The 13328-nt window shown below is 63.0% G+C and carries 14 protein-coding genes; 5 read left to right on the plus strand and 9 right to left on the minus strand.

What is annotated here, in order from left to right:
* Positions 1 to 58: 58 nt before the first annotated feature.
* Genes DQ230_RS01175 through def (DQ230_RS01190) form a run of 4 tightly spaced genes read right to left on the minus strand, consistent with a single transcriptional unit; the run spans position 59 to position 2242 of the window.
* Positions 59 to 301, minus strand: a complete 243-nt coding sequence (locus DQ230_RS01175; protein ID WP_113910656.1) for a hypothetical protein — start codon at positions 299 to 301, stop codon at positions 59 to 61.
* Positions 301 to 1215 carry a methionyl-tRNA formyltransferase gene (gene fmt, locus DQ230_RS01180; RefSeq protein WP_113910657.1) on the minus strand — a complete coding sequence of 305 codons (915 nt, stop codon included), beginning with the start codon at positions 1213 to 1215 and terminating at the stop codon, positions 301 to 303. Before fmt ends, DQ230_RS01175 begins: the two co-directional genes overlap by 1 nt.
* Positions 1216 to 1220: 5 nt before the next feature.
* Positions 1221 to 1718, minus strand: a complete 498-nt coding sequence (gene def / locus DQ230_RS01185; RefSeq protein ID WP_113910658.1) for a peptide deformylase — start codon at positions 1716 to 1718, stop codon at positions 1221 to 1223.
* Positions 1719 to 1723: 5 nt separating this feature from the next.
* Complete coding sequence (gene def / locus DQ230_RS01190) at positions 1724 to 2242, minus strand: peptide deformylase (protein WP_113910659.1); 519 nt, start codon at positions 2240 to 2242, stop codon at positions 1724 to 1726.
* Between the two features lie 109 nt (positions 2243 to 2351).
* Here def (DQ230_RS01190) and DQ230_RS01195 point away from each other — a divergent pair, with 109 nt between their 5' ends.
* Positions 2352 to 3521, plus strand: a complete 1170-nt coding sequence (locus DQ230_RS01195; RefSeq protein ID WP_113910660.1) for a MalY/PatB family protein — start codon at positions 2352 to 2354, stop codon at positions 3519 to 3521.
* Between the two features lie 106 nt (positions 3522 to 3627).
* Here the strand turns inward: DQ230_RS01195 and DQ230_RS01200 are convergent, their stop codons facing one another.
* Together DQ230_RS01200 and DQ230_RS01205 are read right to left on the minus strand one after the other, a co-directional pair.
* Positions 3628 to 3984, minus strand: a complete 357-nt coding sequence (locus DQ230_RS01200; protein WP_113910725.1) for a hypothetical protein — start codon at positions 3982 to 3984, stop codon at positions 3628 to 3630.
* A gap of 105 nt (positions 3985 to 4089) precedes the next feature.
* Positions 4090 to 4464, minus strand: coding sequence for a response regulator transcription factor (locus DQ230_RS01205; RefSeq protein ID WP_113910726.1), 375 nt, complete (start codon positions 4462 to 4464; stop codon positions 4090 to 4092).
* 221 nt (positions 4465 to 4685) lie between these two features.
* Between DQ230_RS01205 and cbiB the strand changes: the two genes are divergently transcribed.
* Both cbiB and DQ230_RS01215 read left to right on the plus strand, forming a co-directional pair.
* Entirely contained in the window at positions 4686 to 5597 is a 912-nt protein-coding gene (cbiB, locus tag DQ230_RS01210) for an adenosylcobinamide-phosphate synthase CbiB (RefSeq protein ID WP_113910661.1), read from the plus strand.
* A 106-nt stretch (positions 5598 to 5703) separates the two neighbouring features.
* Complete coding sequence (locus tag DQ230_RS01215) at positions 5704 to 6873, plus strand: lytic murein transglycosylase (protein ID WP_113910662.1); 1170 nt, start codon at positions 5704 to 5706, stop codon at positions 6871 to 6873.
* Between the two features lie 145 nt (positions 6874 to 7018).
* On the opposite strand, the gene DQ230_RS01220 is transcribed toward DQ230_RS01215, so the two are convergent.
* On the minus strand, positions 7019 to 10474 hold the full coding sequence (locus tag DQ230_RS01220; RefSeq protein ID WP_113910663.1) for a chromosome segregation SMC family protein: 3456 nt from the start codon (positions 10472 to 10474) through the stop codon (positions 7019 to 7021).
* A 137-nt stretch (positions 10475 to 10611) separates the two neighbouring features.
* Here DQ230_RS01220 and DQ230_RS01225 point away from each other — a divergent pair, with 137 nt between their 5' ends.
* Complete coding sequence (locus DQ230_RS01225; RefSeq protein ID WP_113910664.1) at positions 10612 to 11061, plus strand: GNAT family N-acetyltransferase; 450 nt, start codon at positions 10612 to 10614, stop codon at positions 11059 to 11061.
* A gap of 32 nt (positions 11062 to 11093) precedes the next feature.
* On the opposite strand, the gene DQ230_RS01230 is transcribed toward DQ230_RS01225, so the two are convergent.
* Positions 11094 to 11285, minus strand: a complete 192-nt coding sequence (locus DQ230_RS01230) for a cupredoxin domain-containing protein (RefSeq protein WP_113910665.1) — start codon at positions 11283 to 11285, stop codon at positions 11094 to 11096.
* A 105-nt stretch (positions 11286 to 11390) separates the two neighbouring features.
* A complete protein-coding gene (locus DQ230_RS01235) occupies positions 11391 to 11792 on the minus strand; it encodes a hypothetical protein (protein WP_203227970.1) in 402 nt (133 codons plus the stop codon).
* A 181-nt stretch (positions 11793 to 11973) separates the two neighbouring features.
* Between DQ230_RS01235 and DQ230_RS01240 the strand changes: the two genes are divergently transcribed.
* Complete coding sequence (locus tag DQ230_RS01240; RefSeq protein ID WP_113910727.1) at positions 11974 to 13302, plus strand: NAD(P)-dependent oxidoreductase; 1329 nt, start codon at positions 11974 to 11976, stop codon at positions 13300 to 13302.
* Positions 13303 to 13328: the final 26 nt, after the last annotated feature.

Here is a 13328-nt window from a genome sequence, read left to right on the forward strand (position 1 = left end):
CCTTATCGCGCGCCCCGCAGGCTTTTCTTGGTCCAAATACCCAAATCCGCCGCCGCGTTCAGCGCCGTCCGCGCCAATGGAACGGAACGATCACCAGCGCGCCAATGGAGGACACGATCGCATTCACTCCCGGCGACCCAAAGCCGATCCCGAACATCAGCCGCACAAAGTAAAACAGGAATGCCCCGCCGACGCAGATGATGATCGACGGCAAAAACCCGTTGCGCGTGAACCCGGATTTCTCCGAGATATATCCGACGATCCCGGCAATCACGACCGTCCCCATGATGGTAGGAAACATCAGCCGTCACCCAAAATATCGCCCGCCGCAACGGACATGCCGCGCAGAAATTCCGCCCGGCCTTGCGCCGCGCGCCCGGCCCGCTGCAAGCGCAGAAGCTCCACAGCGCCCGATCCGCACGCGACCTCCAGCGCGTCGTTCAGCACCTGGCCCGCCGCGCCCTGCCCGCCTGTGACGCGCGAGGCCAGCAGCTTGACCCGCTGCCCGGCGATCTGCGTCCAGGCACCTGGAAACGGCGCAAGCCCTCGTATTTTCCGGTCAATCTCGGGCGCGCCGAGGGTCCAGTCGATCTGCGCTTCGGCCTTGTCGATCTTGGCGGCGTAGGTCACGCCCTGCTCGGCCTGCGGCTCCGGCACCAGCGCATCCAGCCGTGCCAGCGCGTCGCAAATCAACGCAGCGCCCATAATGCTCAGACGGTCATGAAGCTGGCCGGTCGTCTCCTCGGCGCCAATCGGCGTCTGTTGGCGCATCAGGACCGGGCCGGTATCCAGCCCACGCTCCATCTGCATGATGCACACGCCGGTCTCGGCATCGCCGGCCATGATCGCGCGATGGATCGGCGCCGCGCCGCGCCAGCGCGGCAACAGCGACGCATGAATATTCAGGCAGCCGCGCTGCGGCGCGTCCAGCACCTCTTGCGGCAGGATCAGGCCGTAGGCCACCACCACCGCAACATCTGCCTTCAGCGCAGCGAAGTCCGCGCGCTCCGCTTGCTCGCGAAAATTCAGCGGGTGGCGCACGTCCAGCCCCATTTCGGCCGCGCGGGCATGAACGGGCGTGGGCCGGTCCTTTTTCCCGCGCCCGGCCGGACGGGGCGGCTGAGTATAAACGGCGGCAATATCGTGACCTGCGGCGACCAGCGCCTCCAGCACCGGCACCGAAAAATCGGGCGTTCCCATGAAGATCACGCGCATCCGCCCTACCCCGCCAGCTTTCGCGCCTTGCGCAACAGCATGTCGCGGCGCAGTTTTGTCAGGCGGTCAAAATACATGCGACCGTTCAGGTGGTCGATCTGATGCTGCACCGAGGTGGCCCATAGCCCGACAAAATCGCGCTCCTCCACAGCGCCATCCGCGTTCATGAACCGCACCGTCACGGCACGGGGCCGCGCAACCAGCGCGGACAGGCCGGGCAGGTTCGGGCTGGCTTCCTCATGCGGGCGGAACTGGACGCTGGCATGCAGCACCTCGGGGTTGGCCATGCGGATCGCCTGACCGCGCGCCTCGCTGGCATCGACCACGGCAAGACGCAGCATCACGCCAATCTGCGGCGCGGCAAGCCCGACGCCCGGCATCGCCTCCATCGTGTCGATCATGTCGTCCCACAGCGCAAGCGTATCCTCGGTGATCGCGTCCACCGAGGCCGCGGACATGCGCAGCCGCTTGTCCGGCCAGGGGATGCAGCGGCGCACGGCCATATGCCCTAACCCCGCGCCATTTCGCGCTTCAACTTTTGCATCCGGCGCGTGATCAGCTGCCGCTTCATCGGGCCAATATGGTCAATGAACAGCTTGCCATCCAGATGGTCGATCTCGTGCTGGACGCAGGTCGCCCACAGGCCGTCAAACCCGGCTGTCTGCTCGTCGCCGTCCATATCGATCCAGCGCACTTCCACCTCGGCGGGGCGCTTGACCTCGGCATATTGGTCGGGGATGGACAGGCACCCCTCCTCATAGACGTTCATCGCGTCGGACACGGCGGTGATTTCCGGGTTGAACATGACCACAGGTTCGGGCGCGGCGCCCTCCTCCTTGACGCAATCCATGACGATCAGGCGGCTCAGCACGCCGACCTGCGGCGCGGCCAGGCCAATGCCCGGCGCGTCATACATCGTCTCCAGCATGTCCTTGGCCAGAGCGTGCATTTGGCCCGTCACATCCGCGACAGGATCGCAGAGCTTTTTCAGGCGCGGGTCGGGATGGATCAGGATCGGCATTTTCATGGAAATGCATGTAGGCCACCCGCAGCCCCAGCGCAACGGGTGCAACGGCCCTTGCGCTTGCCCGCAGGTCGTTTAGCGTCGCGCCGGGCGACAAAACGGAGGTGGCACCATGAATTTCGACGAAATAATCGACCGCGTCGGCACACATTCCAGCAAATGGGACATGATGGAGCCGATTTATGGCGTCAGCCCGCAGGACGGCATCCCGATGTGGGTCGCCGACATGGATTTCCGCCCGCCGCAATGCGTGTCGGACGCGGTCAAGGCGATGCATGACCACGGCGTTTACGGCTATTTCGGAGACGAGGGCGCCTACCGCGCCGCAATTCAATGGTGGATGAAAGAGCGGCACGGCTGGACGCTGGACAAGGATGCGATCTTTACCACGCATGGCTTGGTCAACGGCACGGCGATGTGTCTGGACGCATTTACCCGGCCCGGCGACGGCGTCGTTCTGATGACGCCGGTGTATCACGCATTCGCCCGCGTCATCAAAGCGGCGGGGCGCCAGGTGATCGAATGCCAACTGGCCCTGGAGGCGGGCAAGTACCGGATGGACTTCAGCGCATGGGACGCGCAGATGACCGGCAACGAGACGCTGCTGATCCTTTGCTCACCGCACAACCCCGGCGGGCGCGTCTGGACGGCGGACGAATTGCAGGGCGTTGCCGATTTTGCCCGGCGTCACGACCTGCTTCTGGTATCGGACGAAATTCACCACGATCTGGTTATGCCGGGTCACCGCCACATTCCGATGGCTAATATAGGCGGCGTCGAAGATCGACTGGTAATGATGACCGCCACGACCAAGACCTTCAACATCGCCGGATCGCACACCGGCAACGTGATAATTCCCGATCCCGATCTGCGCACTCGTTTTGCGGCACGCATGGCAGCGATGGGCCTGTCGGCCAACTCCTTTGGCCTATTCATGACCGAGGCGGCCTATTCCCCCGAAGGTGCGGCTTGGGTCGATGCCTTGGTGCAGTATCTGGACGGCAACCGCCAGATATTTGACGACGGCGTGAACGCCATCCCGGGTGTTACATCAATGCCGCTTGAGTCGACCTATCTGGCATGGGTGGATTTCAGCGGCACTGGCATGGCTCAGGACGACATCATCGACCGCGTGCAATCCGGCGCCCGCATCGCCGCCAACCACGGACCGACCTTTGGCAAAGGCGGGGACAGCTACCTTCGCTTCAACATCGCAACCCCCCGCGCGCGCATTGTCGAAGCGGTTCAGCGGCTGCAAGCCGCATTTGAGGATCTCCAATAACCGTACGGTCAATAGGCGAGAAGCGAGCAAACGATTGCGTACCGGCCCCGGCTTGCATGATCGGGACACATCGACGCCCGGCTGCGCACTCGAACCCTGCCCGGCCTCAGCTGCTGAAATCCTCCAGCAGCCCGGCCGGGCGGTCCGGCGCACGCTCAAAGTCCAGCGGCTGATTTCCGGATGCATCAGTCACGCGCTTATAGTCGAAATGCCACTCGCCCCCCTCCTCCGCCGCAGCGACAATCAGGCATTGCGAAATATGACGCGCCCCGTCAAACAGATCCACCCGCCCGCGCAGATGCGGCGCATCGGCGGCATCCACGGCAAATCCGCCCGGCCATGCCCGCAGAATCCGGTAAACCTTACCGTCTACCTCAACCCTCAAACGGTGGCTTTTGAGACAGGCAGCGCGGCGCGCGGCATCCAGTCCAAGTTGCACCTCACTGGGTAAACCCGATTCCATGACCATTCCTCCCGCGCTCTTGGCTTCCTGTCTAGGATGCAGGCAAAATGGTTCCAATCAAGTTAAGATCTCCGAAAAATTTCGGACGTCGCGCTTTTGCATGCCTCAAACTGTATCCGGGCTATGCCGTCCATAATGCGCCACCATGGTCGCCAGGTCTTCGGGCGGGGTGCTGTTGTGAACAAATGCGCGCGCATTCGAGCACAGCTCGAAAATAGAGCCGTCAGAGAAAAAAGAGGTGCTGTTGACGAAGATGATCTGCGCCTCGGGATGTTTGTAGCTGGCGTAATCGGCCACCGCCAGCGCGCTGCCGTCACTTAAGACCAGATCCAGGACGATGACGGCAAAGAAGGCTGTCTGAAGCGCCGAAATCGCTTGTTGCTGGTCAGCCTCCAGACGCACAGTCAGCCCCTGACGCTCCATGTGGCGCTGCCACAACCGTCCCAGATCAGGATCGCTTTCGACAATAAGAACGTTCATCGCAATCCCCAACACACCCACATCGTCCACCATCGAAGCGCCCGTCCAGCAACCGCGCCGCAAGAACAGGAGCGTTTAGTCTTTCGCAATTCTCATTGCAAACCTACTGCTGAATGAGGCAGGTCCAAAGCTGGCGCGAAGACGCCCCCTTGGTCGCAGGCTTCGGCAAGTATCCGCCTGTATCACGCTGGAATTGTGCACGAGAGGTAGGAGTTGAGACTATGAGCATCGCTGCAATCGTGACAATCGCCATGGCGCTGGACGCCTTGCTGGGCGAGCCGCGCTGGCTGTGGCAAAAATTGCCTCATCCAGCGGTTTTGATGGGCCGGGCCATCGACGCACTGGACAGCAGGTGGAACATTGGCACCGCGCGCCGCGCGAAGGGTGTCGCGGCTATTGCCCTGCTTGGCACTGCCGCGATCGCCATTGGCGTTTTGCTGTCGCAGGGCGGCGTTATATTTAGCGCCGTCATCGCGGCCATTTTAATCGCGCAGCGATCCTTGTGCGATCATGTGGCTGCCGTCGCATCCGCATTGCGCCTGTCCCTGCCGGAGGGGCGCGCGGCAGTCGCCATGATTGTCGGCAGGGATACAGCCCAAATGGACGCGCCTGCAGTGACGCGAGCGGCCATCGAATCGGCGGCTGAAAACTTCAGTGATGGCGTGATCGCACCTCTCTTCTGGCTTGGCATCGGTGGGTTGCCGGGGCTGATACTGTATAAGATGGTCAATACGGCCGACAGTATGATTGGCCACCTGACGCCCCGCCACGCGCAATTCGGTTGGGCAGCAGCACGTCTCGACGATTTCATGAACCTTGTTCCCGCCCGCATCAGCGCTCTGCTCATCTCGGCCCTATCCCGCCCACGGCCCGTATGGTCCGACATAGCGACCGAGGCACGGCAGCACCGCTCACCGAATGCCGGCTGGCCCGAAGCGGCCATGGCACGCGCAATCGGCGTCGCGCTGTCAGGTCCACGTGCGTATCACGGCAAGATGCAGATGCATCCTTTCGTCAATCCGAATGGTTCGAAAAACCCCAGACCGCTGCATATCGATGCCGCGGTTACGGTGCTGTGGAAAGCTTGGTCAGTTGTTTTTTCCATCGCGCTCCTTTTCATTCTTTTCCTCTAAAGACCTGCACGTTGCCCAAGAATGGCCTCATAATCGTTAAATTTCCGTTTCAAACCGGCAGCAACTTGCACGTCTTGGCAGCAATTTAATTCAAACGAGGACAAACATGCGTTTTCTGCACATAATGGCCGCCATTGCGCTAAGCGCTGCGCCCGCATTGGCCACACCATGTGGTGGAAACTTTGGCGACTTTGTCGCGGATTTGAAGCAGGACGCGATAGACCAAGGCCACGATCCGGCGACTGTTAACAGTTTCTTCAGCCATGTGCGCCAGGATGCAAAGGTATTGCAAGCGGACCAGGCACAGGGCGTATTCCAGAAACCATTTACCGAATTCGCGCGACATCTTATTTCATCTAATCGCCTCAACACAGGAAAGGCCAAAGCGAAAACCAACAGCACCGTTTTTGACCGAATTGACCGACAATATGGCGTCAATCGGGGTATCTTGCTATCTTTCTGGGCTTTCGAAACAGATTTCGGCGGGTTTCAGGGCGATTTTAACACGTTGAATGCACTGGTGACATTGGCCCATGATTGTCGCCGCCCGGCACTGTTCCGTCCTCAGGTTCTTGCGGCACTCCGCCTGTTCGAGCAGGGAAGCTTTGATCCGGCACGGACCACCGGAGCGTGGGCCGGCGAAATCGGCATGGTGCAGATGTTGCCACAGGATATTCTGGACAACGGTGTGGATGGTGATGGTGACGGACGGGTTTCGCTAAAGGTTTCCGCGCCGGACGCGTTGATGTCCGGTGCGCGCATGTTGCAAAGCCTGGGCTGGCGCGCAGGCGAGCCTTGGTTACAGGAAGTTGCCGTGCCCCAAACCCTCGACTGGTCCCTGACTGGATTGCGCACCACAAAGACAGGGGCGGAATGGAAGGCGCTGGGCGTGAGCGCCCGGACCGGTGAGATCGCGGCAGACCTGCCCGCAAATATCTTGCTGCCCGAAGGACGCAGCGGGCCCGCGTTTATCGCTTATCCTAATTTTCAGGTCCTTTTTGAATGGAATCAAAGCTATACTTACGTTCTGACCGCAGCCTATTTCGCCACCCGGCTTGAAGGTGCGCCGATCATGACGGCCGGCCAACCTGCGCCCGGTCTGGCGTCAAGCCAGATGAAACAGTTGCAGCAAAAGTTGTCCGAGCGTGGATATGATGTGGGCAAGATTGATGGAATCCTTGGCGCAGGAACGCGCGCTGCTGTTCAGGATGTCCAGCAGGAATTGGGACTACCGGCAGATGCCTGGCCAACGCGTGATCTTTTGAACCGCTTGTAGGCTTTGCTCATCACTCCTTGAAGGTTTTCGATTAGTCAGACTTCAATGGCGCCCCCAGATTACAGAGATCGCCCGTATCAGGCGCTCCAGATTGAAGGGGCAATCTTTGCTTCAAAACACGAACGACGTATTTTTGCGTTACAGATCAAGCAACCATTTCCTCGGCTTTTTTAAGGTCAACTGAAACCAATTGAGACACGCCTTGCTCGGCCATTGTGACGCCGAACAGGCGATCCATACGGCTCATCGTGACGGCGTTGTGGGTGATAATCAAAAACCGTGTTTCTGTACGGCGGCACATTTCGTCCAGAAGATCACAAAAACGCGCGACGTTGGCATCGTCCAGTGGCGCGTCGACCTCATCCAGAACGCAAATGGGTGCGGGGTTGGCCAAGAACACCCCGAAGATCAGCGCGAGGGCTGTCAGCGTCTGCTCCCCCCCTGAAAGCAGGCTGAGCGTGGCCAGTTTCTTGCCGGGCGGCTGGCACATGATTTCCAGACCGGCCTCCAGTGGATCGTCGCTTTCGACCAGTACCAGATTGGCCTCGCCGCCGCCAAAGAGATGCTTGAACAAGGTGGAAAAGTTGGTGTTTACCTGATCAAACGCCGCCAAAAGGCGCTCGCGGCCTTCGCGGTTCAGGCTGCTGATTCCGCTGCGCAGCGCCTTGATCGCCTCTTCCAGATCGGTTTTTTCCGATATCAGCGCGCCATGCTCTGCCTCGATCTCCTTGGCATCCTCCTCGGCGCGCAGGTTGACCGAGCCCAGTGCGTCGCGCTGGCGCTTCAGGCGGTTTACATCGGCCTCGATGCTGTCCAGCGACGGCATGTTTTCAGTATCCACCGCGAGCGTGTCCGCCAGCGCCTCTGGCGTTGAGTCCAGTTCGTCCCTGATGCGCTCATGCGCGGCGCGTCTTGCTTCGCTGGCGCCGTCAGCGCGTGCCTCGCTGCGGGCGCGCGCCTCGCGCGCCTCGCCGGCGGCGCGCTCGGTCGTGCGTTCGGTTTCCGTGGCATCGCGCAGCGCGGTGTCAGCAGCAGCCAGCGCCGTGCGGGACTGATCGCTCCGCGCGCGCGCATCGGCAATCTTTTGCGTCAGCGCCTCGGCCTTTTGCGCCAAAACCGCCGGTATCGCGGACGCCTCCGCCAGTTCCGCCTGAGCGCTGTCCTTGCGCGCGATCAATTCGGCGCTTCTCTTTTCGGCCGTTTCAAGCCGGGTGCGCCAGCTTGCAAGCTCGCGCGCCACGTCTTGCCGGCGGCGCACGCGGGCGTCGCCCTCGCGGCGCAGCTCGTCATGGGCCGCGCGGCGCGACATCATGGTGATGCGCGCAGCCTCTACCGCGGTTTTGACGTCGTCGACGCGGGCGCGTTCCTGGTCCAGATCGCCAAGCGCCGACAGCGCGGCCTCGGCCTCCGCCAACTGGGCGCGGCCGGCCATCGCGTCCTCCTCATGCCGGGTCACGGCGAGGCCCAGCGCCTCCTGCTTGGACGCGGCCAGCGTCCGATCGGCTTCGGCGCGGCTGAGCGCGCGGGAGGCGTCGCCGATGGCGCTGTCTGCGCTGCGACGGGCGGCGCGGGCGGCTGTGTCGGCTTCGGTCCGCTCGGCCAACTGGCGCTTGAGCGTGTCATGCGCGGCGCGGGCGCCTTCCGCACGGGCGGTGGCGTGTTCCAGCAATTGTTTCAGCTCTTCCAATCGGTTAAGCTGCTGAAGGCGTAGCGCCGCTGCGGATGGGGCATCCTCCGCCCAGGCGCGGAATCCATCCCAGCGCCACAAATCCCCCTCGACGCTGACCAGCCGCTGGCCGGGTTTCAAAAGCGCCTGCAAACGCGGGCCATCATCTGAATCGACCAGACCGATCTGGCTCATCCGGCGCGCCAGAACATCGGGAACCGATACGTTTTGCGTCAGGGGCGGCACCCCTTCGGGCAGGGTTTGAGCTTGCGGATAATCCGGCAACTCCGTCCAGCCGGACGGCCCGTCCGCCGCGACCTGAGGCGCGCGCAGATCATCGGCCAGCGCGGCGCCCAGCGCCTTTTCATAGCCTTGCTGCACTTGCAGCCGGTCCAGTATCTGGCCGCCTTCTGCCGTATCCCGGTCCAGCATCCGGGCCAGCGCTGACACTTCGGCGCTGAGCGCGCTGAATTCACCGTCCGCGGCGCTGCGCTCGGCGCGCGCATCCGCCTCGCGCGTTTGCGCCTCGCTGCGGGCCTCATCGGCAGCGATCAGCGCGGCCTCAGCGGCATCGGCGGCCTGCCGGGCCGTCTGCTCGGCCTCCCTCGCGGCTTCGAAATCGCGGCCGGCGGTGTCCATCATCGCGCGGCTTTGCTCGACTGCGGCGCGGGCGCGCGACGCCTCAGCCTCGCTGCGGTCCAGCGTTTTGCGGCTGTCAGAGACGAGCCGGGCAGCAGATTGGTGCCGGGCAGACAGGCGCGCGACATCCTCGGTCAGGATGGCCAGATCGCTTTCGCGTTCCTGCAAAACCTCGCTTGCCTCAGTTGCCGCTTCCGCGGCAGCGTCCAGCATATCCTCATGGCCCTCATCGGCATCGGCCAGTTCCGCCTCTTCGGCGCCAAGGCGCGTGATCGTGTCGTCCGCGTCCTGATTCAGCTCCGCCTCGCGGGCAAAGTCACGGTCCAGTTGCGCAATGCGGCCTTCCAGCGTTTCGATGCGCGTGCGGGCGGCGGTGGCCTGATCGGTCAGGCTGGCCTGCTCAACGGTCAGGCGCTGAAGCACAGCGGCGGCGATCGCCTCCTCCTCGCGCAGACCCGGCAGCGCCTCTTCGGCGCCGATGCGTGCCTTGGCCGCCGCGCGCGCGGCTGTTTCGGCGCGCGTCGTGGCCGTGATCCGCTCGCGCAGTTCGGCGCGGGCGGCGGCCAGCGCCTGATCCGCCTCATGCCAGCGACGATAGAGAAGCAGGCCCTCGGCGGCGCGCAGGGCATCCCCGATGGTGCGATACCGGGCCGCCTGCCGGGCCTGCCGGGCCAGCGTCGCCAGTTGCGCGGCCAGCTGGTCCACCGTGTCATCGACGCGTGTCAGATTGGCCTCGGCGCCGCGCAGCTTCAGCTCCGCCTCGTGGCGGCGCTGATAGAGGCCGGAAATACCCGCGGCTTCCTCCAGAATGCGGCGGCGCGATTTCGGCTTGGCGTTGATCAGCTCGGAGATCTGCCCCTGCCGAACGAGTGCGGGCGAATGGGCCCCGGTCGAGGCATCCGCGAACAGCATCTGAACGTCGCGGGCGCGCACATCCTTGCCGTTGACCTGATAGGCGCTGCCGACGTCGCGGGTGATGCGGCGCACGATTTCAATGTGATCGGCGTCGTTGAAACCCGCAGGCGCCAGACGATCCGCGTTATCGATGTGAATCGTGACCTCGGCAAAGTTGCGCGCCCCGCGCGAGCTGGTCCCGGCGAAAATCACGTCTTCCATGCCGCCGCCGCGCATCGCCGTGGGCCGGTTTTCGCCCATCACCCAGCGCAGCGCCTCCAGCAGGTTGGATTTGCCGCAGCCATTGGGGCCGACAACGCCGGTGCGCCCGTCACCGATGATCAGATCGGTCGGGTCGACAAAGCTTTTGAAGCCGGTCAGTCTGAGCTTGGAAAATCGCAAGGGGGGTCTGGTCCGTTCTGGTTGTGTCTGTTCAGCTTTGCGGCGCAATGTGGTGACCGGGCGGGCGGGCTGTCAATGCGAAACGCGCGCAGCGCCCCGCTTGACTTTGCCCGCAAGGGCGCGCCACATCTGGCCTCATGATAATCGTCGCCCCTGCCAACCCGCTTGACCCTGCGCCGCGCGCGCTGCTGGAGCAAAGCCATGCGCTGATGCAGCAGCTGTTCGCGCCCGAGGATAACTTTTTCCTCGGGTTTGAGGCGCTGTGCGCGCCCGAGGTTCATTTTATCACGGCCCGCGATGGCGGGACGGTTCTGGCAACGGGCGCCGTGGTGCAGATGGACGGTTACTGCGAAGTCAAATCCATGTTTACCGCCGCCGAGGCCAGAGGGCGCGGTGTTGCCGCCGCCGTGCTGCGCGCGTTGGAAGATCATGCGCGCAGTTTAAAGGTGCCACTCTTGCGGCTTGAAACGGGCGAAGCCCTGGCCAGCGCCATCCGTCTGTACGAGCGCCATGGCTTCACACGCTGCGACCGCTTTGGCGACTACCAGCCCAATGACGTTAGCGTTTACATGGAAAAAACTCTGTGAATACCGGGCAGTAACAGGCTCCTTTGCACGGTTCAGCTGTCGTCGCTGCCCTCTTTGCTACGCTCGTCCTGTGCTGCTTTCATACGTGCCAAAAGTTCGGCCTTGCTGGGCCGCCCGCCCGAGCGCTGGCCAAACGGATCCTTATCCGACCCCGGCGCATTGTGTTCGGAGTGGCGGGGGGCATTGCGTCCCATCTTGGGGGCGCCCTGTGCCTTGTAATTCATGACTCTATCCTCGCGGGCGAAGCTGCCCAAAGCCAGCTATCGCGCAAATATACGCATTATTCAAGCGCTGCCAAACCGCCCGTCAGCGGCGGGTGGACCGCTTTTTCAGTATCGCACCCCCTCGCATGTCAACTCGGCCAGTCCATCCGTAATTGCGTAAACATCACAGTCATATGTGTTGCCGCGTGGCAAGGGCGCCAGCGGCTGACCGCAATCCAGACGCGCCGTCATCAGCGCAGCATCGCCGCCAAGCCGCCTGACCCGGCAGCCCGACACACGCTCGATCGCGGCAACACCCTGCGGCGCCACTGAATCAAGGCGCGGCGCCCATTGCCGGTCCAGGCGAATCGCCTCGGCGCGAGCGCCATCCACACGCACATCGAAGGTCGCGCCCGCGACAGTGATGCGCGTCGCTTCAACCCCGCGAAAGCCAGGGCCGGGCGTATTGCACGCGCTGCACAGCAGCACGGCGAGCGGGATCAGGTAGCGCAGCAAATCACTCATCATGCCAACCTAACCGCCTGAACCTTAACACCCGCCTAACAACGCCGCAGCGCAGCAATCATTCATGGCACAGCCGATAATCGCAACAAAATATCGCCACCCAATATTTTACCAATTGATAAAATAAAAAACTGTGAAATAGTGAATGCAGCCACCCCACCCGACCTGCGTGATGGAGGACGCCATGAAAGACACCGCGTTGACCCCCGGCATAACCGCCGGACGACTGCCCCCCGAAGACTATGCTCAGAACTTCTCGGATCTGCACGCGCCGCTGGACCGGCACGAGGCGCTTGTCGCGGCGGATCGCTGTTATTTTTGCCATGACGCCCCATGCATCACGGCCTGCCCCACCGCCATCGACATTCCGCTGTTCATCCGGCAGATCGCCACCGGAACGCCGGAGGCCGCCGCCCGGACCATCCTGACGCAGAACATCATGGGCGGCATGTGCGCCCGCGTCTGCCCCACCGAAACCCTGTGCGAAGAGGCCTGCGTGCGCGAAGTGGCCGAAGGCAAACCCGTGCTGATCGGCCAGTTGCAGCGCTACGCGACCGATACGCTGATGGACGCCGGCGTGCATCCCTTCACCCGCGCGGCTCCAACCGGAAAACGCATCGCCGTGGTGGGCGCCGGGCCTGCTGGCCTTGCCTGCGCGCACCGGCTGGCGATGCATGGACATGATATCACCGTGTTTGACGCACGTGAAAAACCCGGCGGGCTGAATGAATATGGCATCGCCAGTTACAAAACCCCCGATGACTTTGCCGCGCGCGAGGTTGAGTGGCTGCTGAAAATCGGCGGGATCGACATACAGACCGGCCAGCGCCTGGGCGAGAGCCTGACGCTGGAACAGCTGAAATCAGACTATGACGCTGTGTTCCTGGGCATCGGGCTGGGCGGTGTGAACGCGCTGAACCTTGAGGGCGAAGACAAGGACGGGTTGCGCGATGCGGTCGATTTCATTGCCGACCTCAGACAGGCAGGCGACGTCTCAAACGTACCCATCGGCCGCGATGTGGTGGTGATTGGCGGCGGCATGACCGCTGTGGACGCCGCCGTGCAGGCAAAGCTGCTGGGCGCACTGAACGTCACGCTGGTCTACCGGCGCGGCCGCGAGCGCATGAACGCCAGCCCGTTCGAGCAGGATCTGGCTGCCTCGACCGGCGTTCGGATCATCACAGGCGCCACACCGCGCGGCATCATCGGCAACGGCGCCGTGCGCGAGATCGAGTTTGAATATACCGACGACGATCTGAACCCGACCGGCCAGACCTTTCGCCTTGCCGCCGATCAGGTCTTCAAGGCAATCGGTCAGTCGCTGCAGGGTGATGCCCTGCCGGATCTGGAAGGCCGCAAGATCGCTGTCACCGGCGCCGGACGCACCTCGATGCAGGGTGTCTGGGCAGGCGGTGACTGTGCTGCGGGCGGCGACGATCTGACCGTCACGGCCGTGGCCGAGGGCCGCGACGCCGCAATGGATATTCACGCAAGTCTGACGAACGCGGGCTAAGGCCCGACACGCAAGACAGGGAGACA

Source organism: Roseovarius dicentrarchi (assembly GCF_003316635.1).
Classification (GTDB): domain Bacteria; phylum Pseudomonadota; class Alphaproteobacteria; order Rhodobacterales; family Rhodobacteraceae; genus Roseovarius; species Roseovarius dicentrarchi.